This is a genomic window from Streptomyces sp. NPDC002602, from assembly GCF_042889445.1.
Taxonomy (GTDB): domain Bacteria; phylum Actinomycetota; class Actinomycetes; order Streptomycetales; family Streptomycetaceae; genus Streptomyces.
Window position 1 is genome coordinate 535,190 of sequence record NZ_JBIAQX010000003.1, and the last position, 23,630, is coordinate 558,819.

A 23,630-nucleotide genomic window follows, 5' to 3' on the forward strand; every position below is an offset into this window, starting at 1 on the left:
CATCCTCCCGGATGGAGTGGCCCCGGTTCCAGTCAAGGGGTCTCCGGTGGACCGCCGCGTGTACGCGGGTGACATGGTTCATTGCACTTGCACAACAAGTGTCACGCCGTTCGTGACCCGGCTGGACAGCGCGGGGTCGACCGGACCACGATGACGGCAATGAGTGCCGCGGGCAGTGCCGGGGGGCGGACCGCAGAGAAGTGCAGTGTTCCTCCGATAGTGCCGTGCGTCCCCGCACTTCCACGGAGGAACACCCCAAGATGAGCTTCGGCGACCCGAACAACCCGTACGGACAGCAGCAGCCGCCGCAGGGCCAGCCCGGCTACGGCTACCCGCAGGCCCCGCAGGGCGTTCCGCCCCAGGGCTACGGATACCCGGGCGGCGCCCCGGCCTACCCGGGCGGTTACCCGGGCGTTCCCGTGGAGATGCCCGGTGGCGTCAAGGGCGCGCGGATCATGCTCTTCATCCTGGGCGGCTGCCAGGTCATCGGCGGCATCATCGCGATGGTCGCCTCCGCCTGGGTCGCCAAGATGATCACGGGATCCGTCGATTCCTCGAACTCGAGCGTCAGCAGCGCGGACGTGGACAAGGCCGCGGGCCTCGGCGCCGGCATCATGATCTTCATCGGCCTGATCATCCTGGGCTTCGCCGTCTGGGGCATCCTCACCGGAGTCAAGCTGGGCAAGGGCCGTGGCGGCATCCGCGTCTCCGGCATCGTCTACGCCTCGGCCGTGGTCCTGTTCAGCCTGATCACCCTGCTCCTCGGGAACCTGCCCGGCCTGCTCAGCCTGGTGCTCGGCATCCTCATCATCGTCTTCCTCGCCAAGAGCGACGCGAGCCGGTACTTCAACCGCGCGGCCCAGTAGGCGCGTACGACGAAGGCCGCGCCCCTTTCCGGGGGCGCGGCCTTCGTCGTGTCCGGACGGGGGCCGGTCAACAGGGTCCGGTCAACGGGGCCGGTCAGGGGGATCCCGTCAAAGGAATCCGCTCAGTGGAAGAAGTGGCGGGTACCGGTGAAGTACATCGTCACGCCCGCGGCCTTGGCGGCCTCGATGACCAGCTCGTCACGCATCGAACCGCCCGGCTGGACCACGGCCTTGATGCCCGCGGCGGTCAGGATCTCCAGCCCGTCGGGGAAGGGGAAGAAGGCGTCGGACGCGGCGTACGAGCCCCGCGCGCGCTCGGCGCCCGCCCGCTCGACGGCGAGCTTCGCGGAGTCGACCCGGTTGACCTGCCCCATGCCGACGCCGACCGAGGCGCCGCCCTTGGCGAGCAGGATCGCGTTGGACTTGACGGCGCGGCAGGCCTTCCACGCGAAGGACAGCTCGGCGAGCTCGTCGGCGGAGAGCGCCTCGCCGGTGGCGAGGGTCCAGTTGGCCGGGTCGTCACCCTCGGCCCGACCCGCTCCCTCGGCGAACGTGTCGCTCTGCTGGAGCAGCGCGCCGCCGGAGATGAGCTTGAGGTCTCCGGGCTGGTGCGGGGAGCCGGCCACCTTCAGGATCCGGATGTTCTTCTTCTTCGCCAGGATCTCGACCGCGCCGGCCTCGTAGTCGGGGGCGGCGATGACCTCGGTGAAGATCTCCGCGACCTGCTCGGCGAGCTCGACGGTCACCGGACGGTTGACGGCGATGACGCCGCCGAAGGCGGACAGCGGGTCGCAGGCGTGCGCCTTGCGGTGGGCCGCGGCCACGTCCTTGTCCACGGCGATGCCGCACGGGTTGGCGTGCTTGATGATCGCGACGCAGGGCTCTTCGTGGTCGTGGGCGGCGCGGCGCGCCGCCTCGGTGTCCACGTAGTTGTTGAAGGACATCTCCTTGCCGTGCAACTGCTCGGCGTTGGCGAGCCCGCCCGGCTGACCGTCGGTGTAGAGGGCGGCGGCCTGGTGGGGGTTCTCGCCGTAGCGCAGGGTCGACTTGCGCTCCCAGGCCTCGGCCAGGAACTCGGGCAGGACGGCCTCGGGCTCCGGGGCGTAGGCGTTGGTGAACCAGGACGCGACGGCCACGTCGTAGGCCGCGGTGTGCTGGAACGCCTCGGCCGCGAGCCGCTTGCGGGCGGTCAGGTCGAAGCCGCCGCCGCGGGCCGCGGTGAGGACGTCGGCGTAGCGCTCGGGGCTGGTGACCACGGCGACGGACGGGTGGTTCTTGGCGGCCGCGCGGACCATCGACGGACCGCCGATGTCGATCTGCTCGACGCACTCGTCCGGGGTCGCGCCCGACTGGACGGTCGCCAGGAAGGGGTAGAGGTTGACGATCACCAGATCGAACGGCTCGACGCCCAGCTCGGCCAACTGGTTGCGGTGGTCCTCCAGCCGCAGGTCGGCGAGGATGCCGGCGTGCACGCGCGGGTGCAGGGTCTTGACGCGGCCGTCGAGGCATTCGGGGAAGCCGGTGAGCTCCTCGACCTTGGTGACGGGCACCCCGGCCGCGGCGATCTTCGAGGCGGTGGAGCCGGTCGAGACGAGCGCGACGCCCGCCTCGTGCAGGCCGCGGGCCAGGTCTTCCAGTCCCGTCTTGTCGTAGACGCTGATGAGCGCACGACGGATCGGCCGCTGGGTCGTGGTCGGGTCGTTGCTGCTGCTGTCTGCGGCGGTCACTGGATTGTTACCTTTCGTCCCTCAATGCGGTAGCCGTGCCGGGCCAGGCGCCCCACGACGTCGACGAGCAGCGTGCGCTCGACTTCCTTGATGCGCTCATGGAGAGCGGCTTCGTCTTCCCCGTCCCGGATCTCGACGACACCCTGGGCGATGATCGGACCGGTGTCGACGCCGCCGTCCACGAAGTGGACGGTGCAGCCGGTGACCTTCGCGCCGTAGGCGAGGGCGTCGCGCACGCCGTGCGCGCCGGGGAACGCGGGAAGCAGCGCGGGATGGGTGTTGATGAACCGGCCGCCGAAGCGGTCGACGAACTCCCGGCCCACGATCTTCATGAACCCGGCGGAGACCACCAGGTCCGGGGCGTGGGCGGCGGTCGCCTCGGTGAGGGCGACGTCCCACTCCGCGCGGGTGTCGTACGCCTTGACCGGGCACACGAAGGTGGGGATCCCGGCCTTCTCGGCGCGCTCCAACCCGGCGATGCCGTCTCGGTCGGCTCCGACGGCGACCACGCGGGCACCGAAACCCTCGGGCCCTTCGGGGTGGGCGTCGATGGCGTCGAGCAGGGCCTGGAGGTTGGTGCCGGAACCTGAGACCAGCACGACCAGGCGGGAGGCGGCCATGTACGGCCCTTTCTCACGTGAGTACGGCGTTCGTCTTGTGCGATCGCATGAAACTACGGGGCACCGGTATACGGGGAACCATACGAAGCCACCGACCGCCTGCAACGATACCGGCACACCGGACCGCCCCCGAGGGACGGGGGGACGGCCGGGCGGTAGCGTCTGGCATACAAGCCACAAACGACGCGGCGCGACGCCTTTGGCCGCACGACAACAGGGGAAGTAACGCACTCGATGCCGGACCGCCGTCAGCCCGACCCCTCGACCGACGACAACCCCTTCGCGGCTCCCCCGGAGGGCCGGCCCGACCAGCCGTGGCAGCCGCGCGGTGGCGGCCCCGGCCAGGGTCAGGACCGGGACTCGACCCCCTCCGGCCCCGACGGTCCGGCCCGCTGGGATCCCACCGACCCGATCCAGCGGCGTGCGCGGTACGCCCTGCTGGCGGGCATGTGGGGGTTCTTCTTCGGGATCTTCGGGATCCCGTCGGTGGGGCTCCTGCTCGGCGCGCTGGCCATGTACTGGGGCATCACCGCCCTGCGCGGCCGCCCGGCCGAGCCGGCCGCGGCCACTTCCCCGGACGCCGACACCACCGCCGCGACCCCGACCACCGCCCCGGCGCCGGCCACCACCCCGACCCCCGGCGGCCTCGCGGCCCTAGGCCCGGCGGCCCGCCCCCAGCGCACCGCCGCGATCAGCGGCCTGGTCACGGCGTCGTTGGCACTGCTGCTGGCGATCAGCTCGTACGCCCTGCAACTGACCTACAAGGACTTCTACGTGTGCCGCGAGGACGCGCTGACGAAGACCGCGGAACTCCAGTGCAACACCCTGCTCCCCGACAACTTCCTGGGCAAGGTCCTCAAGGTCCAACGCTGACCCCCTCCCCCTGACCGCCACCCCGGCCCGACCGGGGCGGTCGGGGGCGGGCCGGTCGAGGCCGTCGAGGCCGTCGAGGCCGTCGAGGCCGTCGAGGCCGTCGAGGCCGTCGAGGCCGTCGAGGCGGAGCAAACCCGACCCGGGCGGTCGGCGCCACCCCGCCCCGGCGCGCCATCCGGCCCGGGCGGCGTTCGAGGTACCCGGCGCAGCCACCCCGGCCCAACCAGGGCGGTCCCAGCGGGGCCAAGACCCCACCGGGACCCACCACCCCAGCCCCACCAGCGCCACAGCCACCCGAGGCAACCACGCCCGCCAATCCAGCCCCGCCGGCGTTTGAGGCGCCCGGCGCAGCCGGGGCCGGCAGCGACGACGCCGTCACTGCGACGGCTACTCCGACGGCCGCCGCGACAGAACGCGGGCCCCGGCCACCCCGGGAAGCAGCGGCGCGGCCTCGTCGGCAACGGCCGCAGGCGGCTCCGGCACGGCGGCCGGTACCACCGGTACCAGCGGCGGCGCCACGGGCACGACCGGCAGCACCACGGGCACGACCCGCGACACCTCGGGCACGACCGACGCCACCGGCACAACCGGCGGCGCCACCGGCACAGGCGGGGACGAAGCCCCCGCCCCCGCCCCCACGGGAACCATCGGCGTGGCCGCCCGCCGAAGCGCCGCCCAGCGCAGTTCCCGTACCCCGGAGTCGTGCCATTCGTCCGCCGCGGACGCGGCCCCCCGCAGTGGCCGTGTCCGCCACGCGTGCACCGCCACGGCCAACGGCACCGCCAGCCCCAGCGTCCATCCCGTGGCCGCGGCCCCGACCTGCCACCACACCGGTCCGAAGCTCGCCAGTGCCGCCGCGCCCATCGGCCCGGCCGCCGCCGCCGCGAGGCCGGCCATCGCGAGCCCGCACACCACCGACCCGAGCGCCGCGGTGAGCGCGGTCTCCCCGTACGAGACCTCGCGCGCCCGCCGCACCGCGAACCATCCGACGCCCAGCCCCGCGGCCACCGGCACCGCGACAGCCGCCCAGGTCAGCGGTGTCCCGGAGCTCTCCGGCGGCAGGGCCGCGAGCAGCGGGAACCTCGGCAGCGCCGGCGATCCCCCGAAGCCGAGCGGTGTCGCGGTGGCGCCGGTGCCCAGCGCGAAGCCGGGCCCCAACCCGTACGCCGCGCCCCACACCATCGCGTTCGGGATCAGCGCCAGCGCCAGCAGCAGGACCGCGAACCGTCCCGACCACACCCCGGTCAGCGCGAGGAAGGATTCCTGGACCTCGGGGCCGTGCCAGGCCAGCGAGGCTCCGACGAGCAGGATCCCCCCGCCCAGGAGAACGAGCGCCCCGGCCGCGCCGGAGCGCACGGCCAGCGCGTAACGGGGGCGCGGTAATGCCGTTCGTACGCCCTTGACCGCCCATCCCGGGGCCCAGGGCGGAAGCGTCACCGGCGGCCTGCCCCGCGCCTCCCACACTCCGCCGGCGGCGGCGAGTACGGCGACCAGCGGCACGTGCCAGGCCGCGCTCAGCGGATCGGCCGGCATCGGGCCGCCCGCCGCGTACACCGTGGCCATCGCTCCGACGGTCAGGTATCCGCAGGTCACGGCCGAGAAGACCACGCTCGGCGGCAGCACCTCGTCGTCCATGGAGCCATCGCCCGAGGCGCTGCCGAGGCGCGCGGCCCGCCGCATCAACAGCACCGGCAGCGCCACCAGGAGCAGCGGGGTCACTCCGACGGGCGCCGGTACACCGGAAAGAGTGTCGTAGCGGACGAGTTCCGTCCCGTGGGCCAGCAGCCACAGGCCCGCGGCGAGGTGCAGCGCGCCGCCGGGGCCGCTGTCGGGGTAGGGGGAGCTGATCCACAGCACGATCACGAGGACGGCCAGGAAGCCGAGCCCCAGTCCGGCGGCCACGGCGCCGCCCAGTACACAGGCGGCGGCGGCCGGTGAACGGCGCCGCACGGCGGCCTGTGGGGCCGTCGGCAACAGGGTCCCGCGTTCGGTCACTTGGGTCACCCCGCCATGGTGCCAACGACACGCGCTATGGGCGGGTAACAGGCGAATGTCCGTGGTGTCGCTCAATATACGTTTATGTACTTTTTCGCGCAGGACTGCCGGGTCGCGGGGAGTGTGGCATGACACAGGATGTCGAGACTGCCTCCGCCACCGGGGAGACCGACCTCCCCTCCCCCAAGGAGCGCCGCAGGCTGCGTGAGACCGCCGAGCTGACGCACGAGGACCTCGCGTCCACCCTGGGCGTCACCACGAACACGGCGCGCTCCTGGGAGACCGGACGCACGGACCCGCGCGGCCGCAAGCGCGAGGCGTACGCCAAGCTGCTCGCCCAGCTCGCCCGGCTCGCCCGCCCCACCGCCGAGCAGGCCGCGTCCGCCGAACCCCCGACCGGTTCGACCGGTTCCACCCGTTCAACAACGGACCAGGCGGCGACGGACCAGGCGGCGACGGCCGATGACGCCGCCCCCGCCCCGCCCCCGGAGGCGGACGGCGAGTCCGACGCGGAGGCGGATACCGAGGCGGGCGCCACGCCCGCGTCCGAACCCGCCCGGCGCATGGCCGGCGCCGTACGCGCCTTCGCCGCCGGCTGGCAGGCACGCCCCGCGAGCCCCCCGAACCGACCCAAGGGCGCCGCCAAGCGGGCCGCCAAGCCGCCGGCCTCCTTGGCGCGCCACGAGTCCAAGACCCCCGTGACATCCGGCTCCGGCGGAGGCGGCCGCCACCCCGGCGGCGCGAAACCGCCTCCGGCCCCCGCGACGTCGGGGGGCCGGAACCGGTCCGACACCCCCGCCGAGGAGGTCGAGGCAGCACCCCCGGCCAAGGCTGCGGACGGGACCGAGGCCAAGGCCAAGGCCGCGGACGGGACCGAGATCGAGGCCAAGGCCGCGGCCGCGGTCGAGGTCAAGGTCGAGGTCGAGGTCGAGGAGACCATGGCGGTCTCGGACGGGGTCGCGGACGGGGTCGCGGTCGCGGTCGACGGGGCCACAACGGGCAGGACCACAACGGGCAAGGCCACGCCGGACCCGACCGGAGCCGACCGGCCCGAGGCGGGCAAGACCGAGGCGGGCAGTGCCGAGGCGGGCAAGGCCGAGGCAGACCGGCCCGAGACAAGCGACCCCGAGGCGGACCAGGCCGGGGAGGACAAGACCGCCAGGGACAAGACCGAGGAGGACCCCGCGGGCGGGACGACGCCGGCTCCGGGGTCCGCCCTCACCCCCGCCCAGGCCTTCGACGCGCTCTACGCGTACGCCGCCCCCGCCCTGGCACGCCAGACCTACCTGCTCACCGGCCGCCGCGCCCTCTCCCTGGAGGCCGTCGAGCGGGCGTTCCAGAACGCCTGGGAGCGCTGGCCCGAGGTCGCCACCGACCCGGATCCGGTGGGCTGGGTGCGCGCGGCCGCGTACGAGCACGCCCTGTCCCCCTGGCAGCGGCTGCGACGCGCCCACCGCAACCCCGACCAGGCCCCGGCCGAGCCCGCGGACCGGATCCTGATGGACGCCATGCTGGCGCTCCCCACCACGCACCGGCGCACGGTGCTTCTCTACGACGGGGTCGGCCTCGACCTGCCCGACACGGCCGCCGAGACCGAGGCCAGCACCCCCACCGCCGGCATCCGGTTGCTCCACGCGCACGCCGACCTCGCCGACCGGATCCCCGAGTTGGCCGCCGCACCGCCCGAGAGGCACTCCGCCCTGCTGCGGGAGCGTCTGGGCGCGGTCCGCCCGCCCGTACGGCTGGAGCCTCGCGAGGCCTGCGTCGTGCGCGTGGCGTGCGAGCGCCGGGCCCGGTTGTGGTCCCGCGCCGCGATCGGCCTGACCGCAGTGATCGCGGTGGCCACGGCGTACACCCTGACGACCGCGCCCACCCGGTACGAGCCTCCGGTCTCCCCCGGCGCGAACGTCACCGGGGTGCCCCCGCACAGCGGTCCGCAGGCGCTGACCGAGCGGAGCAAGGAACTCCACGACACGCTGCGGTTCCACCCGGCCGCCCGGCCCGACCGCCTCACGCCCACGGTGGGGTGACGGCCGGCGGCACCACGTGAAACGGGCGTGGCCCGCGCCCCGAAGGGTGCGGGCCACGCCCGTACACGCGTACAGCGACTGCTACTGAGCGGCGTTCAGGATCTCGCGCGCCAGCTTGGCGGTCTCGGTCGGCGTCTTGCCGACCTTCACGCCCGCGGCCTCGAGGGCTTCCTTCTTGGCCTGTGCGGTGCCGGAAGAACCGGAGACGATGGCGCCGGCGTGGCCCATGGTCTTGCCCTCGGGGGCGGTGAAGCCCGCGACGTAACCGACGACCGGCTTGGTGACGTTCTTCGCGATGAAGTCCGCCGCACGCTCCTCGGCGTCGCCGCCGATCTCGCCGATCATGACGATCAGGTCGGTGTCGGGGTCCGCCTCGAACGCCGCGAGGGCGTCGATGTGCGTGGTGCCGATGACCGGGTCGCCACCGATGCCGACGGCGGAGGAGAAGCCGATGTCACGGAGTTCGTACATCATCTGGTAGGTCAGCGTGCCGGACTTGGACACGAGACCGATGCGGCCGGGCTTGGTGATGTCGCCCGGGATGATGCCGGCGTTGGACTGGCCGGGGGTGATCAGACCCGGGCAGTTCGGGCCGATGATCCGCGTGGTGTTGCCCTTGGCGGTCGCGTACGCCCAGAAGGCGGCGGAGTCGTGCACCGCGATGCCCTCGGTGATGACGACGGCCAGCGGGATCTCGGCGTCGATGGCCTCGACGACGGCGGCCTTGGCGAAGGCCGGCGGGACGAAGAGGACGGAGACGTTGGCGCCCGTCTTCTCCATCGCCTCGGCGACGGAACCGAAGACCGGTACCTCGGTGCCGTCGAAGTCGACGGTGGTGCCGGCCTTGCGCGGGTTCACGCCGCCGACGATGTTGGTGCCGTCAGCCAGCATCAACTTGGTGTGCTTCATGCCCGTGGCACCGGTCATGCCCTGGACGATGACCTTGCTGTCCTTGTTGAGGAAGATAGCCATGTGAGTCTGTGACCTCTGCCCTTACTTCGCAGCCGCGAGCTCGGCGGCCTTGTCGGCCGCGCCGTCCATGGTGTCCACGCGCTGCACCAGCGGGTGGTTGGCGTCCGACAGGATCTTGCGACCCAGCTCGGCGTTGTTGCCGTCGAGGCGGACGACGAGCGGCTTGGTGACCGCCTCGCCCTTGTCCGCCAGCAGCTGGAGTGCCTGGACGATGCCGTTGGCGACCTCGTCACACGCGGTGATGCCACCGAAGACGTTGACGAACACGGACTTGACGTCCGGGTCGCCGAGGATGATCTCCAGGCCGTTGGCCATGACGGCGGCGGAGGCGCCACCACCGATGTCCAGGAAGTTGGCGGGCTTGACGCCGCCGTGGTTCTCACCGGCGTACGCGACGACGTCGAGGGTGCTCATGACGAGACCCGCGCCGTTGCCGATGATGCCGACCTCGCCGTCGAGCTTCACGTAGTTGAGGTTCTTCGCCTTGGCGGCGGCCTCGAGCGGGTTCGCGGCAGCGTGGTCCACGAACTCCTCGTGACCCGGCTGGCGGAACTCGGCGTTCTCGTCGAGCGAGACCTTGCCGTCGAGCGCGATGACGTCGCCGTTGGCGACCTTCGCGAGCGGGTTGACCTCGACGAGGAGCGCGTCCTCGGCGATGAAGGTGTCCCACAGGGTCACGAGGACCTCGGCGACCTTCTCGGCGACCTCGGCCGGGAACTTCGCCAGCGCGACGATCTCGCGGGCCTTCTCGATGGTCACGCCCTCGTTGGCGTTGACCGGGACCTTCGCGAGGGCCTCGGGGGTCTTCTCCGCGACCTCCTCGATGTCCATGCCGCCCTGCACCGAGGCCATGGCCAGGAAGGTGCGGTTGGTGCGGTCGAGGAGGTACGAGACGTAGTACTCCTCGAGAATCTCGGGAGCGGTCTCGGCGATCATCACCTTGTGGACCGTGTGGCCCTTGATGTCCATCCCGAGGATGTCCGTCGCCCGGGCCACGGCCTCGTCCGGGGTCGCCGCCAGCTTGACGCCGCCGGCCTTGCCTCGGCCGCCGACCTTCACCTGCGCCTTGACGACCGACTTGCCGCCCAGCCGCTCGGTGGCCTCGCGCGCCGCCTCAGGCGTGTCGATCACTTCACCGGCCAGCACCGGTACACCGTGCTTGGCGAAGAGGTCCCTCGCCTGGTACTCGAACAGGTCCACGCGCGTCCGTCCCTTGTCTTCAAAGATTCGCAGTGATTCGCGGTTGTCTGCTATCTGCGTGGGCGTGCCGCGGAGGGCAACGTGACGGCGCTGTCACAAGGAAGGCGCACACGGTGACCGTGGACGCGGCATGTCCGTCCCGCAGGTTATCCCCGTGGGCCGTGGGTCCCTAAATCGCAGATCACACCTGAGCGGTGATACCTGTCACAGATCGCCTGACGGTTGAACTGCGCGTTCGTGTGATCTGCCGATGTGCGGACGCGATGGGCCGGGAATGAGCGGGCGGTGTTCGCCGGGAGTGGACGGCGGGTGGGGCGGACGGTGGACCACCGGTGTGCCGTCTGAGGCCATCGGTGGTCAGGGGCTTCAGGGAACGGGCAGGGGACGTTTCTCCAGTGCGGCGGCCATCACGTCCGGGAACAGGTCGGGGGTGCAGGCGAAGGCGGGCGCGCCGAGCGCGGCGAGCGCCGCCGCGTGCTGGTGGTCGTAGGCGGGGGCGCCCTCGTCGGACAGTGCCAACAGGGCCACGAACTCCACTCCGGCGGCCTTCATGGAGGCGACCCGCTTGAGCATCTCGTCGCGGATGCCGCCCTCGTAGAGGTCGCTGATGAGGACGACGACGGTGTCGGCGGGCCGGGTGATCTTGGCCTGGCAGTGGGCGAGGGCGCGGTTGATGTCCGTGCCACCGCCGAGCTGGGTGCCGAAGAGGACGTCCACCGGATCGGTGAGCCGGTCGGTGAGGTCCACGACGGAGGTGTCGAAGACGACGAGGCGGGTGGCGATCGAGCGCATCGAGGCGAGCACCGCGCCGAAGACGGAGGCGTAGACGACGGAGGCCGCCATCGAGCCGGACTGGTCGATGCAGAGGATCACCTCCTTCTTCACGGACCGGGCGGCCCGGCCGTATCCGATCAGTCGCTCGGGGACGACCGTGCGGTGCTCGGGAAGGTAGTTCTTGAGGTTGGCGCGGATCGTCCGGTCCCAGTCGATGTCGTGGTGACGGGGGCGGCTGATCCGCGCCGAACGGTCCAGGGCGCCCGTGAGCGTGGCCCTGGTGCGGGCCGCCAGCCGCTTCTCCAGTTGCTCGACCACCTTGCGGACCACGGCCCGCGCCGTCTCCCGGGTCGTCTCCGGCATCGCCTTGTTCAGGGAGAGGAGGGTGCCGACCAGGTGGACGTCCGGCTCGACGGCCTCCAGCATCTCCGGCTCCATCAGCAGGGACGCCAGACCGAGCCGCTCGATCGCGTCGCGCTGCATCACCTGGACCACGGAGGCGGGGAAGTACGTCCGGATGTCCCCGAGCCAGCGGGCCACCCGGGGCGCCGACCCACCGAGACCGGCGGACCGCTCGCCCTGCGGCCTGCCGCCGCCGGCGCCGCCGGGACTGCCGTACAGGGCGCCGAGCGCGGCGTCCATCGCGGCGTCCCGCCCGGCGAGGGCGTGGCCGGTCCCGTCGCCCTCGCCCCCTCCGAGCACCAACCGCCAGCGACGCAGCCGCTCCGCGTCCGTCGTGCCGGTCCCCGTCGCCGTGGTGTTCTCCGTCGTCCCGGTCCCCGCCGCCGCGAGGTTCTCCGTCGCCGTCATGTGCCCCGCCCTCCCCGTCGCGCTGTCGCCCATGGCCCCGTCACGCATTGCCGCCCCGTTCCCCATCGCCCCGTCCCCCACTGCCGCTTCGTTCCCCATCGCCCCGAGCCCCCGTCCCCTCCCCCGACCGTCTCGCCCGCGCCGTCAACCCGCCGGGGTCGCCATCGGCGCCGTCAACCCGCCGGCGTCGCGAGGATCAGCCGGACCAACTCCGCCGCGGCGTCGGCGCGTATCAGGTCCGGCTCGGCGGCGAAGCCGTCGGAGCCCGCACCGGTCCGGCTCCTCCCGGTCCGGTCTCCGGGGCCGCGGCGGACCAGTTCGCCCAGGGTCCGCTTCACGCCCGACTCGTACGCCCCGAACGTCCGGCGCAGCAGGGGCAGTACGTCGATGAACGCCCCCTCCGGCACCGACACCAGCCACGCGTCGATCAGGCCCAGCAGTCGGGCGTCGTGGATCAGCAGCGTCCCGCCGCCCGCGCCGGCGCCCGCGAAACCCTCGATCCAGCCCGCCGCGTCGACCGGGGCGGCCGCCGGGGACAGCGCCAGCCCCATGAGCCGGGCCGTCTCCTCGGGCGGCAACCGTCCGTCGTCGAGCAGCAGGCGGGTGGCGCGGCCTCGTATCGTCCCGGGCACGCCCTCGCGACCGGCGAGCGTCCGCAGCACCGCCGCCCAGCGCTCGGGCAGGCCGTCCACCTCCAGCAGCGCGATCGCGCCGTGCACCCCGTCCACGTGTCCGCGCAGTTCGGCCGCGCCGTCGGCGTCCAGGCCCGTCGCGCAGGCGGGCGGCAGGGCCACGCAGATCCGGTCCGCGAGCCCGGCCGCGACCCTGCCGAGGGCCGTCGCGTCGGTGCCGCGTACGTCCCCGTACCGCAGCGAACGGGCCAGGGCGGGCAGGGCCTCGGCGAGCCGCGCCACGTCGGTGGCGAGCGCCGCCCGGTCCGCGAGGGCCCGTAGGACGACGGGCAGCGCCTCGGACAGACCGGCCGACAGGCACCGCTCGGCCAGGGCCGTGACCTCGCCCAACTCCCTCGCCGCGACCGCCTCGGCCTCGACCTTGGCCGTGGCGGCGCCGACGACGGTGGTGCCCCAGATGCCGGCTTCCGCGACCCGTACCGACAGCTCCGGTTCCCAGCGGAGCCGCCAGGTCTCGCGGAAGGTTCCGGTGCTGCCCCGGGAGGCGGTGGGTGTCCCCCAGTCGATCCCGAGCAGCCGCAGCCGGTGCAGCAGGAGGGACTTGGCCGTGTCGGTGTCCTTGCGGAGGTCGAGTTCCAGGTCCCGTTGCTGTGCCTCGGCCTTGAGCCGCAGGGCGCGCTGCCTTCGTGTGAGGTCCCGTTGGAGCGGTACGACGGGTGCCGCGTCGGGGACCTCGCCGAGGACGTCCCCGACGACGAGGCGGTCCTCGATCAGTGCGAGGGGGATCTCGGAGCCGTCGCACATCACCGCCCGCACCGCTTCGAGGGTCTCGGCGAGGCCCGCTACGGGGCGTCCGCGCACGACGGCCAGGGTCTCGGCGAGCCGGACCGCCTCGATGACGTGGGCCGGGCCGACCTGCCGGTCCTCGGCCCGCAGCAGCCCGGCGGCCCGGGTCAGCCAGCGTTCGAGGGGTCGGTCCCGGGACTCGAAGAGGTGGGCGTACCAGCCGGGCGAGGTGACGCCGGCTCCGTACCCGTCCGCCCGGGCGAGCCGGCGATGGGTCCAGGGCACCCAGGTGGTCTCCACCTTGACCTTGGGCAGCCCGGTGAGCAGGGCCTTGTCGGCGGCGGCGGTGGTCCTCGCGCGCAGGGCCGGGACGTGCCAGGCTCCGCAGACCACGGCGTAGGCGTCGCCGAACTCCTTGCGGGCGGCGCGCATCCGCTGCCGCATGTGGGCCTCGCGCACCCGGTCGCCGGGGTGCCCGCCGTCCCCGTACGCCTCGCGCAGGGCCCCCATGGCCTCGCCGAGGGCCTCGAAGGTCGCGCGGGGGTCCCGGACGGCTCCGCTGCCCCGGTGCTCGACCACGTCCTCCCACCAGCGTTCGGGGTCGTCGTACCCGGCGGTCTCGGCGAGCACAGCGAGCGGGTCGATCCGTACCGCGTCGGGATCGGGTGCCCGCGGATCCCGGGGGGCGGCGAGCGTGTGCGCGGCGGGGAGGTCGATGAAGCGGACGGGGACATCGCGTTCCTGCGCCCAGCGCAGGGCGGTCCACTCCGGGGAGAACCCGGCGAGCGGCCAGAACGCGGCCCTGCCGGGATCGTCCGCGGCGTGCGCGAGGAGTGCGACGGGCGGTCTCATCCCGGGCTCGGCGGCCAGCGGCAGCAGGGCGTCGCCCTCGGGTGGGCCCTCGATGAGGACCGCGCGCGGGGTCGCGGCGTCGAGCGCGGCCCGCACCGCGCGGGCGGAGCCCGGTCCGTGGTGCCGGACGCCCAACAGCAGTGGCCCGGGGGCCTCGGGGCTCATGCGGACACCTCCCGGCAGGCGCGGTAGAAGTCCTTCCAGCCGTCTCGTTCGCGGACGACGCTCTCCAGGTACTCCTGCCAGACGACCCGGTCGGCGGCCGGGTCGCGGACGACGGCGCCGAGGATGCCGGCGGCCACGTCGGAGGAGCGCAGGACGCCGTCGCCGAAGTGGGCGGCGAGGGCCAGACCGCCGGTGACCACGGAGATGGCCTCGGCGGTGGAGAGGGTGCCGCTGGGCGATTTGACCTTGGTGCGGCCGTCACCGGTGATTCCGTCGCGCAGCTCGCGGAAGACGGTGACGACGCGGCGGATCTCCTCCAGGCCCTCGGGCACGGCCGGCAGGTCGAGGGCGCGGCCCATCTGGTCGACGCGGCGGGCCACGATGTCGACCTCGGCCTCGGCGGTGGCGGGCAGCGGCAGGACGACGGTGTTGAAGCGGCGGCGGAGCGCGCTGGAGAGCTCGTTGACGCCGCGGTCGCGGTCATTGGCGGTGGCGATGAGGTTGAAGCCGCCCACGGCCTGCACTTCTTGGCCGAGTTCGGGTATCGGCAGTGTCTTCTCGGACAGGACGGTGATCAGGGTGTCCTGGACGTCGGCGGGGATGCGGGTGAGTTCCTCGACGCGGGCGGTCATGCCGTCGGCCATGGCGCGCATGACGGGGCTGGGTACGAGGGCTTCCCTGCTGGGGCCGTGCGCGAGGAGGCGGGCGTAGTTCCAGCCGTACCGGATGGCTTCCTCGGGAGTGCCGGCGGTGCCCTGGACGAGGAGGGTGGAGTCGCCGCTGACGGCGGCGGCGAGGTGTTCGGACATCCAGGTCTTGGCGGTGCCGGGGACGCCGAGGAGGAGCAGGGCCCGGTCGGTGGCGAGCGTGGTGACGGCGACCTCGACGATGCGCCGGGGTCCGACGTACTTGGGCGTGATGACCGTGCCATCGGGCAGTTCCCCGCCGAGGAGGTAGGTCGCGACGGCCCACGGGGAGAGCTTCCAGCGGCTCGGGCGGGGCCGGTCGTCGGCCGCGGCCAAGGCTTTCAGTTCGTGCGCGAAGGCGTCTTCGGCGTGCGGGCGCAGCACTTCGGTACCGGTGCCGTTCTCGGGCATGGTCATGGTCCCCCTCCAATGCTCGGCAGCCGCCTTCGACTGCTGTGACCACGGTGCACCACCCCACTGACAACGCCCTTCCGCAACATGGTTGTTGCAGGTCAGAGCGATTGTCAGTGGGGGTCTCTACGGTGGGACACATGACTGAGCGGGAGGTCCGCTGGACGGCGGAACAGGTACTGGCTCTGGCTCCTGACGACGTGTCGAGAAAGGCGGGGGGAAAGCTTGGTGGGGCGGGTCCGTGGTCGCAGATCGGAGGTTCCGCTTCCGGTTCTCTGTGGGGGTTGTGCAAGGGCAGTGGCAGTCGGCCGTACCGGACGGTCGTGGATCTGACGGGTCCCGCGTACACGTGCTCGTGTCCGAGCCGGAAGTTCCCGTGCAAGCACGCGCTGGGACTGCTGCTGCTCTGGGCCGCGGAAGGGGTGGGGGACCCGGCGCCGGCGCCGGATTGGGCGCGGGAGTGGTTGACCGGGCGGGCGGAGAAGGCGGCCCGGCCGGCCGCCGGGCCGGCCGGGCCGGTGGACGAGGAGGGGGCTCGCCGGCGGGCCGAGCGGAGGGCGGCCCGGGTCGGCGCGGGCGTCGTCGAGCTGGAACGTCGGCTCACCGATCTGCTGCACGGAGGTCTGGCCGGGCAGGAACAGGCGGGGTACGCGGGCTGGGAGGAGACCGCGGCGCGGATGGTCGACGCCCAGGCGCCCGGACTGGCCGCGCGGGTGCGGGAGTTGGGGACAATACCCGGTTGCGGCCCCGGCTGGCCCGCCCGGATGCTTGAGGAGTTCGCGCTGCTGCACCTGCTGAACAAGGCCTGGTTGGGGGTGTCCGGGCTGCCGGAGCAGTTGGCCGCGACGACGAGGAACCGGGTGGGTGTGCCGGTGTCCGCGGAGGGCGAGGTCGTACGGGACCGCTGGCTCGTGTTGGCCCAGTACGACTCGGTTTCCCCGGACGGGCGGCTCACCACCCGCCGGATCTGGCTGCGGGGGCAGGAGAGCGGTCGTCCGGCACTGGTGTTGGACTTCGGTCCACCGGGGCGACCTCCGGGGTTGGCGTTGCCGATCGGACTGGTGTGGGAGGCGGAAGCCCGCTTCCGCCCGGGTTCCGCGGGGTTGCGTGTCGACCTCGGGGAGCGTCTCTCGGCGGCGACGCCGGGCACCGGGGCGCCGGCCGGGATCGGTACGGCGGCCGCGCTGGAGGCGTACGGGGCCGCTCTGCGGGTGGACCCCTGGCTGGAGTCCTGGCCGGTGGTGCTGAGCCCGGTGGTGCCGATACCGGGTGAGGCGGGCTGGCAACTGGCGGACTCGGAGGGGACGTCCGCCCTGCCGATACCCCTGTCGGGGTCGGGCAGCGGGTCCCGAGCGGGCCTGTGGCAGTTGGCCGCGCTGTCGGGCGGGGGCCCGGTGACGGTGTTCGGCGAGGTCGGCCATCGCGGGTTCACGCCCCTGACGGCCTGGCAGCCGGGATCGGCCGAACCGATACCGCTGGTCTGACCGGGCCGGGGGCCCGGATCGGACCGGAGGGAAGAGCAGGAGGCGACCGACGCGGGGGAGCGGCGGCGCCGGGGAGGGAACGGCGGCGCGGGGCGCCGTCGTGTGTGAACGAGAAAGCCGGGGGGCTTTGATGGACGACAACCACGCCAGCTGAAACACGATTTAGCGCGACAAATCCAAGTACTGCTCCGGTCCCGTGGAGGGGGCGGGACCGGAGCACGGGGACATCACGAGGGAGGGGGTCGCATGGACACGGCACATGAGGAGTGGGACGAGCTGGTCGGCGCCGCGCTGCTGGGCACGGGTCGGCGCCGGGGCGGCTCACCGGAGGCCCTGTTGGACGCGGCGGCCGTGCGGACCGTACGGCGCCGGGCCGGGCTGCGGCCCGCCGAGGCGGCCCCGAGACCGGAGCCGGCGGCGCACGATCCGCGACCCGAGCCGCCGGACGCGGCCCGCCGGCGGCTCGCGCAGTTGCTGGCGGGCCGGACCGCCGCGGGCGGGTCCGGTGGGCGGCGGGGGGCCGCCCCGGATCTGACGGAGTTGTTGCCGCAGTGGTTGGCGGCGGCCGGACGCCACGGTTACCGCGCGCCGGCGGCGCTCGTACCGGCGCTGTTGGACGCGGCCCGGGCCCGGACCGATCTGCGGCCGCCGGCCCTGGCCCTGACCGGGGCGCGGGGCCTGTGGCTGGCCCGGCTGAATCCGGACTGGCGGTTCGCGCTTCGGGGCGGGGCGGGGGGCGCCGGGGAGCTGCCCGACGCGGCGGATCGAGAGGCGACGGAACTCCTCTGGGAGGAGGGCCTGTTCGCCGAGCGGGTGGCCCTGTTGGGCGCCGTACGAGCTCATGAGCCGGCGGCGGCGGTCCGGCTGCTGTCGACCACCTGGGCCACCGAGCGGGCCGAGGACCGGTTGATGTTCCTCGATTCGTTGCGGGTGGGGCTGTCGCCGGCGGACGAGGAGTTCCTGGAGTCGGCTCTGGGCGATCGGAGCCGCAACGTCCGGGCGACGGCGGCCGAGCTGCTGTCCGCGCTGACGGGTTCGGCGCTGGCCGGCCGGATGGCGGAGCGGGCACTGGCCTGTGTGGGCCCCGAGGGGGTGGAACCACCCGCCGACTGCGACGCGGGCATGCTCCGGGACGGGGTGGTGAGGCGACCGCCGGCGGGACGTGGGGAGCGGGCCTGGTGGTTGGGGCAGCTCGTGGAGGCCGCGCCGTTGTCCTGTTGGCGGGGCCGGTTCGGGGGCCTGAATCCGGCGGAGATCGTGGCCTTGCCGGTCGCCGAGGGCTGGGCGGAGGAACTGCACGCGGCCTGGTGCCGGGCGGCCGTGCGCCAGCGTGACCCCGCGTGGTCGAAGGCACTGCTCGGTTCGGCCTCCGCGCCACCTGCGGCGGGACCGGGTACGGCGTCGCTGGCGGAGCGGGCGAAGCTGCTGTCGATCCTGCCCGACGGGGAACGGGCCGAGTGGGTGGCGGAGTTCGTGCGGGCCCACGGATTGTCGGAGGCGTTCCAGTTGCTGGGGGTCTGCGTGGTGCCGTGGGCGGGGACGCTGGGACGGGCGGTGGTCGACGCGCTGGACAGGGCACGGGAGGCCGGGAGCTACCCGTGGAGCTTCAGCGGGGTGATGGGGCTGGCGGAGCGCTGCCTGGACCCGGCGGAAGCGGGTCGGCTGGAGGCGTTGACCGCGGCGTCACAGGACCCGCCGGACGCGTCGCCGGGAGCGGCCGCCTACTGGGCGGAGGCCTTTCAGCGGCTGGTCGCCACCTTGCGCGTGCGCGCGGCCATGCTCGCGGAACTGACCCCGCCCGACTGACCCTCCGGTCGCCCGCCGTCCGCCGCTTGATGGCGGCGGCCCGAACAGGACCGGCGAAGCCCTGCCTGCAGGCCCCCCGTCCCGGCCGGGTCGGCGAGTCGGTCGGCGGGCGCGGCGGGGCGGCGGGTTGGCAGGCACGGCGGCTCGGCCCTTCGTCCCGTCCGGGCGGCGGGCGGGTCAGCCGGTCGGCGGGTCGGCCGGTCGGCGGGCGCGGCGGCTCGGCGGGCGCGGCGGCTCGGCGGGCGCGGCGGCTCGGCCCTTCGTCCCGTCCGGGCAGCGCCTCGTCCGGACGGCGGGGCGGCGGGCGGGGCGAGCACGGCGGGCACGGCACCTTCCGAGCGAAGTTGGCCGGGCCGCTCCCCGAAGTTGTGCCCGCCTGGGGTCGCAGGGGCCGCTCCCCGAGGTTGTGGCCGCCGGGAGGCCTCAGGGGCCGCTCCCCCGGTCATGCCGGCCGGGGCCGCGGGGCTCGCGGTGGCCGGCGTCCTCTCGGACCGGCCGGCGTTGCACCGGACGGCCGGCGTCGTACTGGACAGCCTGCGTCGTGCCGAACGGCCTGCGTTGCACCGGGAAGGGCGAAGGGCCTCACCGCGCACGGAAGGTACCCGGCGCACCGGGGGACCCACACGGGCGCCCCGACAACGCCGCCAGGCGCGGCGACGGGCACGGGCACGGGAAGGCCCCAAGGGGCGGACTGGGCCGTCTCTTTCGGACCTTGTCGGTCAGGGCCGCCGCGTCCGGTGCCGTGCCTGGCAAGGCGGAGGGCCGCCCGTGCGCTGGACGCACGCGGGCGCGCCGACGCGCGCCGTCAGTCGCGGTGCCGGCCGAGCGGGCCTCCGCAGGCGCCGTCAGTCGCGGTGCCGAGCGCCGCGGCCTCGGCAGGGGCCGAAGGGGACGGACCAGGCCGTCTCTTTCGGATCTTTCCGGTCAAGCCCGCGTCGTCCGGTGCCGTGCATCGCAAGGCGGAGAGGCTCCCGAGTACCGGACGTCCTCGGGTGCCTCGACAACGCGGCGAGGTGCGGTACCGGGCGGCGCGGGTCAGGCACGATCCGAAAAGAGACGGCCTAGCCCTGGCGCACGTTGCCGTTGACCCAGTCCACGATCGCCGTCGTCGTGGCGCCCGGGGTGAAGATCTCGGCGACGCCCTTGGCCTTGAGGGGGGCGATGTCGTCCTCCGGGATGATCCCGCCGCCGAAGACCTTGATGTCTTCCGCGTCGCGCTCCTTGAGGAGCTCCAGCACGCGCGCGAACAGCGTGTTGTGCGCGCCCGAGAGGATCGACAGGCCGATCGCGTCGGCGTCCTCCTGGATCGCGGTGTCGACGATCTGCTCGGGAGTCTGGTGGAGGCCCGTGTAGATGACCTCCATGCCCGCGTCCCGCAGCGCACGCGCGATCACCTTGGCGCCGCGGTCGTGGCCGTCGAGACCCGGCTTGGCCACCACCACACGGATCGGACCGGTCACACCCATCGCACTGCCTCCCGAGTGAACGAACGTTAAGTACAGCATCGCGCACGCCGCCGTTTCGCGGTCAACCACGAGGGGGAAATCACACGTGGGACGCCATTGATTCACCGCACCGAGTCGCCCCGCCACCGCGCCGTCAGCCGCCCGGCGCGGCGGTGGGGCCACCTCGGCATCACGGCCGCGTACCCAGCCACACACCCAAGAGGCCCAGGGGAGGCCGTTCATGGGGCTGTCGAGCACGCCGCCGTCTCTCCCACTTCCCGGACCGAGGCCTGTTCCGGGATCCGTTCCGAAGCCCGTTTCGGGATCCGCGCCCAGGCCCGTTCCGGGATCCGTGCCCAGGCCCGTTTCGGGATCCGCGCCGAGGCCCGTTCCGGGATCCGTGCCCAGGCCCGTTTCGGGATCCGCGCCGAGGCCCGTTCCGGGATCCGTGCCGGACGTGGTCCCGGAGTCCGCCCCGAACCGCGTGCCCCTGCCGTCCCTGTCCCTGCCCCTCCCCCTGTCCTTGTCTCTCTCCCTGTCCTTGCCCCTGTCGCTGATCGTCTCCGGGGCCGCCCTGCGCGCCGCCGCGCTGGAGGCCGTGGTGTTCACGGGGCACCTGCTGCTGTATCCCACCGGGGTACGGGAGGAGCGCCCGGCCGCCGGGCCGGCCGCCGGGGCCTGCGGGCAGCGGCCGGCCGTCCTGCTGCTGCACGGCTTCAACGACAACCGCTCGATCTTCGTCCTGCTGCGGCGCGCCCTCGGAGCGGACGGTCTGCGGCGCGTGGAAACGTACAACTACTCGCCCTTCACCCGGGATCTGCGCGCCACCGCCCGTCATCTCGCCCGTCGCGTCGAGGACCTGTGCGAGCGCAGCGGGCAGGAGCGCGTGGACCTCGTGGGGCACAGCCTCGGTGGGCTGGTCGCGCGGTACTACGTCCAGCGGCTGGGCGGTGACGCCCGTGTACGGACACTCGTCACGTTGGGCACCCCGCACGCCGGCACCCGCGTGGCCCCTTTCATGAACGCGCACCCACTGGTCCGCCAGATGCGACCCGACTCCGAGGTGATGGCCGAGCTGGCCGCCCCCTCGCCCGGCTGCCGGACCCGGTACGTGGCGTTCTGGAGCGAGTTCGACGCGATCATGGCACCGACCGGGACCGCCCGCATCGAACACCCTGACCTGGACGCGGAGAACGTGCTGGTCACCGGCATCGGACACCTGGCCCTCGCGGTCCACCCCGCGGTGATCGCCGCGGTACGTCGAGCCCTCGACGACCTCACCACCGCCCACTCACGACCCGGCGACCGAACCACCGACCGCGCGGCCGACCATCCCGTCAACCGCGCCACCGACCCGGGACCCGAGGGCCGGAGCATGGCCATCTGAGCCCCGACCCACACGGTCACGACACACCGGGATCCGGGACGAAACCGGCGGAACATCAGCCCCAGGCACCGGAATCGGTAAGTCCGCTCTGACGCACGGTGACGACGAGCCGCTCGGCCTTCGCGACACCCTCCCCACCGGGCGGTTTCACCGAGACGGACGTCTTGCACATTCCGCCCTCAGAGTCGAACACATTTCGAACTCAAGGCCAAGGCTGCGTCTTTGTGCGACCGAAAGGCGGCCGAATGCCCGGTTCCCGCGATACCGAACTCCGCCGAAGATTGTCGTTGCCTGTGACCGACGGGTACAGTCGCGCCACTGCTCTCCTCCGGTGAACCTTGAGTTCACCGGCCACCCAGGCCCCCCACTGCCGAGGCGAAAGAGAAGTTGGTGAACGACCGCCCCCCGTCGGGCCAGTACCCCGAAACCGGGTACGACGGCCTTTCCACCACCAATTTCGCTGGTGACCAGGCCTACGTTTCCTACGAAACGCAGGGCCAGGGCTACAACTACGGTGTATCCGGCACCTACGACGCCTACGGCTCGTACGAGTCCACCGGTACGTACGACACCACCGCCTGGGCCTCGCAGGAGAGTTACCTGTCGACCGTCCCCACCCAGGGAGCCCCCGAGGACACCACCGGGCAGTGGGACGCGAGCGCCTGGAACTCCGCCGGCTCCGACTACCAACCGACATCCTTCGGTTACGAGTCCGGCGGCGCGGAGCAGACCGGCCAGTGGTCCACTTTCACCGGTTACCCCCAGGACACCGGCGCGTACGACGCCACCGCGTGGAACGGCGGGGCCGACGGGTTCGACCTCACCGGTGCGGCGACGGTCACCGCGAGTGTCCAGGACTACCCGTCGCAGTCCGACGGCGGATACGCGTACGCGTACGGCCACGACACCACGCAGGCCGCCCCCGCGGACTCCCTCTCGTACGAGGCCGCCTACGAGCCCGCGTACGAGGCGACGACCGTGGTCCCGATCATCGTCGCCGATCCGTACCCGAGCACGGATCCGTACCCGAGCACCGATCCGTACGCGAACGCCGACCCGTACGCGAACAACGAGCGGCAGCCGAACGTCGATCTGCACGCCGCCGACACCGCCGTCTTCGAGGCCGTCTCCGACGCGCTCCCGGACGACGAGCCGGAACCGCGGGGCGCCGTGCACGACATGCCCACCCAGGCCATGCCCGTGACGCCCCGTGCGGAGAACGAGCCGCGTGGCACGCGCCGCGCCGGCGCTCCCGCCAAGGGCGCCGTCAAGAATTCCGCGAGGGCGGGCGGCAACAGCCGTCGGCGCACTCCGGCGAAGCGTTCCGCCCTGTTGACGGTGGCCGTTCCCTCCGCCTGCGTGATGGGGGTCGCGGGAGTCGCCGCCGCGTCCGTAGGCGGACTCACCGGCGGCGCCGAGAAGCCCGCCGAGGAACCCGTCACCATGGCGGCGCCCGACCCGGCCTCGGTGAAGCCGATCGCCGCGAACAACAAGCTGGACACGCAGTTGGCCGCGCTCAGCGCCGACGCGGGTGACTTCGCCGACCGGGCGAGCCGCACCCAGGAGCGCATCGACCTCCGCGAACGCCAGTTGGAAGAGAAGAAGAAGCGCGCCGAGGAGGCCGCGGCCAAGGAGGCCGCCCGCCCCAAGTTCGCCGTCCCGGTCGCCCAGCACGGCTTGAGCGCCGGCTTCGGCCAGGCCGGCGGCATGTGGATGTCGGTGCACACCGGCATCGACTTCCCGGTCTCGTACGGCACTCCGGTCATGGCCGCCACCGACGGCACCGTGCGCACCCAGTTCAACAGCGCCTACGGGAACATGGCCATACTGACCTCGCCCGACGGCACCGAGACCTGGTACTGCCACCTGAGCAGCACCAAGATCCGGTCCGGCAAGGTCAAGGCCGGTGAGGTGATCGCCTACTCCGGCAACTCCGGCAACTCCACCGGCCCGCACCTGCACTTCGAGGTCAGGCCCGGCGGCGGCTCCCCGATCGACCCCCAGGCATGGCTGCGCAGCCACGGCCTGGACCCGAGCTAGAGCACGCCCCCTCCCACCGAGGCACGATCCCGAGGCACGAACCCGACCCACGGCCCCGACCCACGGCCC

General features: G+C 73.2%; 16 protein-coding genes. 7 read left to right on the top strand and 9 right to left on the bottom strand.

Annotated elements, in window-relative coordinates:
• Positions 1-224 precede the first annotated feature (224 nt).
• Positions 225-866: a hypothetical protein gene (locus tag ACFYW3_RS11790; protein WP_351755371.1), complete on the top strand. Its 642-nt coding sequence runs from the start codon at positions 225-227 to the stop codon at positions 864-866.
• Between the two features lie 122 nt (positions 867-988).
• Here ACFYW3_RS11790 and purH read toward each other — a convergent pair whose 3' ends face one another.
• Together purH and purN are read right to left on the bottom strand one after the other, a co-directional pair.
• Positions 989-2,593, bottom strand: coding sequence for a bifunctional phosphoribosylaminoimidazolecarboxamide formyltransferase/IMP cyclohydrolase (purH, locus tag ACFYW3_RS11795; protein WP_351755368.1), 1,605 nt, complete (start codon positions 2,591-2,593; stop codon positions 989-991).
• Positions 2,590-3,213 (bottom strand): phosphoribosylglycinamide formyltransferase, encoded by a 624-nt coding sequence (purN, locus tag ACFYW3_RS11800; RefSeq protein WP_351755365.1) that lies wholly within the window; start codon positions 3,211-3,213, stop codon positions 2,590-2,592. Before purN ends, purH begins: the two co-directional genes overlap by 4 nt.
• A gap of 234 nt (positions 3,214-3,447) precedes the next feature.
• Between purN and ACFYW3_RS11805 the strand changes: the two genes are divergently transcribed.
• Positions 3,448-4,086, top strand: coding sequence for a hypothetical protein (locus ACFYW3_RS11805; protein WP_389386163.1), 639 nt, complete (start codon positions 3,448-3,450; stop codon positions 4,084-4,086).
• A 387-nt stretch (positions 4,087-4,473) separates the two neighbouring features.
• Here the strand turns inward: ACFYW3_RS11805 and ACFYW3_RS11810 are convergent, their stop codons facing one another.
• Entirely contained in the window at positions 4,474-6,090 is a 1,617-nt protein-coding gene (locus ACFYW3_RS11810; RefSeq protein WP_389386164.1) for a DUF6350 family protein, read from the bottom strand.
• Positions 6,091-6,209: 119 nt separating this feature from the next.
• Here ACFYW3_RS11810 and ACFYW3_RS11815 point away from each other — a divergent pair, with 119 nt between their 5' ends.
• Positions 6,210-8,111 (top strand): transcriptional regulator, encoded by a 1,902-nt coding sequence (locus tag ACFYW3_RS11815; RefSeq protein WP_389386165.1) that lies wholly within the window; start codon positions 6,210-6,212, stop codon positions 8,109-8,111.
• 81 nt (positions 8,112-8,192) lie between these two features.
• On the opposite strand, the gene sucD is transcribed toward ACFYW3_RS11815, so the two are convergent.
• The 5 genes from sucD to ACFYW3_RS11840 all read right to left on the bottom strand — a co-directional run bounded on the left by sucD (position 8,193) and on the right by ACFYW3_RS11840 (position 15,405).
• Positions 8,193-9,083, bottom strand: a complete 891-nt coding sequence (gene sucD / locus ACFYW3_RS11820; RefSeq protein ID WP_329443023.1) for a succinate--CoA ligase subunit alpha — start codon at positions 9,081-9,083, stop codon at positions 8,193-8,195.
• A 21-nt stretch (positions 9,084-9,104) separates the two neighbouring features.
• Entirely contained in the window at positions 9,105-10,283 is a 1,179-nt protein-coding gene (gene sucC / locus ACFYW3_RS11825; protein WP_329443025.1) for an ADP-forming succinate--CoA ligase subunit beta, read from the bottom strand.
• 366 nt (positions 10,284-10,649) lie between these two features.
• Positions 10,650-11,867 (bottom strand): VWA domain-containing protein, encoded by a 1,218-nt coding sequence (locus ACFYW3_RS11830; RefSeq protein WP_389386166.1) that lies wholly within the window; start codon positions 11,865-11,867, stop codon positions 10,650-10,652.
• Between the two features lie 173 nt (positions 11,868-12,040).
• The gene (locus ACFYW3_RS11835; RefSeq protein ID WP_389386167.1) at positions 12,041-14,302 is read right to left on the bottom strand and encodes a DUF5682 family protein; all 2,262 of its coding nucleotides are present in this window, start codon (positions 14,300-14,302) and stop codon (positions 12,041-12,043) included.
• A complete protein-coding gene (locus tag ACFYW3_RS11840; protein WP_351760582.1) occupies positions 14,299-15,405 on the bottom strand; it encodes an AAA family ATPase in 1,107 nt (368 codons plus the stop codon). The genes ACFYW3_RS11835 and ACFYW3_RS11840 overlap by 4 nt, the downstream gene beginning before the upstream one ends.
• A 134-nt stretch (positions 15,406-15,539) precedes the next feature.
• On the opposite strand from ACFYW3_RS11840, the gene ACFYW3_RS11845 reads away from it, so the two are divergent.
• Positions 15,540-16,883, top strand: coding sequence for an SWIM zinc finger family protein (locus tag ACFYW3_RS11845; protein WP_351760585.1), 1,344 nt, complete (start codon positions 15,540-15,542; stop codon positions 16,881-16,883).
• Positions 16,884-17,129: 246 nt separating this feature from the next.
• Positions 17,130-18,689, top strand: coding sequence for a DUF5691 domain-containing protein (locus ACFYW3_RS11850; protein WP_389386168.1), 1,560 nt, complete (start codon positions 17,130-17,132; stop codon positions 18,687-18,689).
• Between the two features lie 1,061 nt (positions 18,690-19,750).
• Here ACFYW3_RS11850 and ACFYW3_RS11855 read toward each other — a convergent pair.
• Positions 19,751-20,155, bottom strand: coding sequence for a cobalamin B12-binding domain-containing protein (locus ACFYW3_RS11855; protein WP_053682557.1), 405 nt, complete (start codon positions 20,153-20,155; stop codon positions 19,751-19,753).
• A 496-nt stretch (positions 20,156-20,651) separates the two neighbouring features.
• On the opposite strand from ACFYW3_RS11855, the gene ACFYW3_RS11860 reads away from it, so the two are divergent.
• Both ACFYW3_RS11860 and ACFYW3_RS11865 read left to right on the top strand, forming a co-directional pair.
• Positions 20,652-21,521, top strand: a complete 870-nt coding sequence (locus ACFYW3_RS11860) for an esterase/lipase family protein (RefSeq protein ID WP_389386269.1) — start codon at positions 20,652-20,654, stop codon at positions 21,519-21,521.
• Between the two features lie 390 nt (positions 21,522-21,911).
• A complete protein-coding gene (locus tag ACFYW3_RS11865; protein WP_389386169.1) occupies positions 21,912-23,561 on the top strand; it encodes a peptidoglycan DD-metalloendopeptidase family protein in 1,650 nt (549 codons plus the stop codon).
• Positions 23,562-23,630 lie beyond the last annotated feature (69 nt).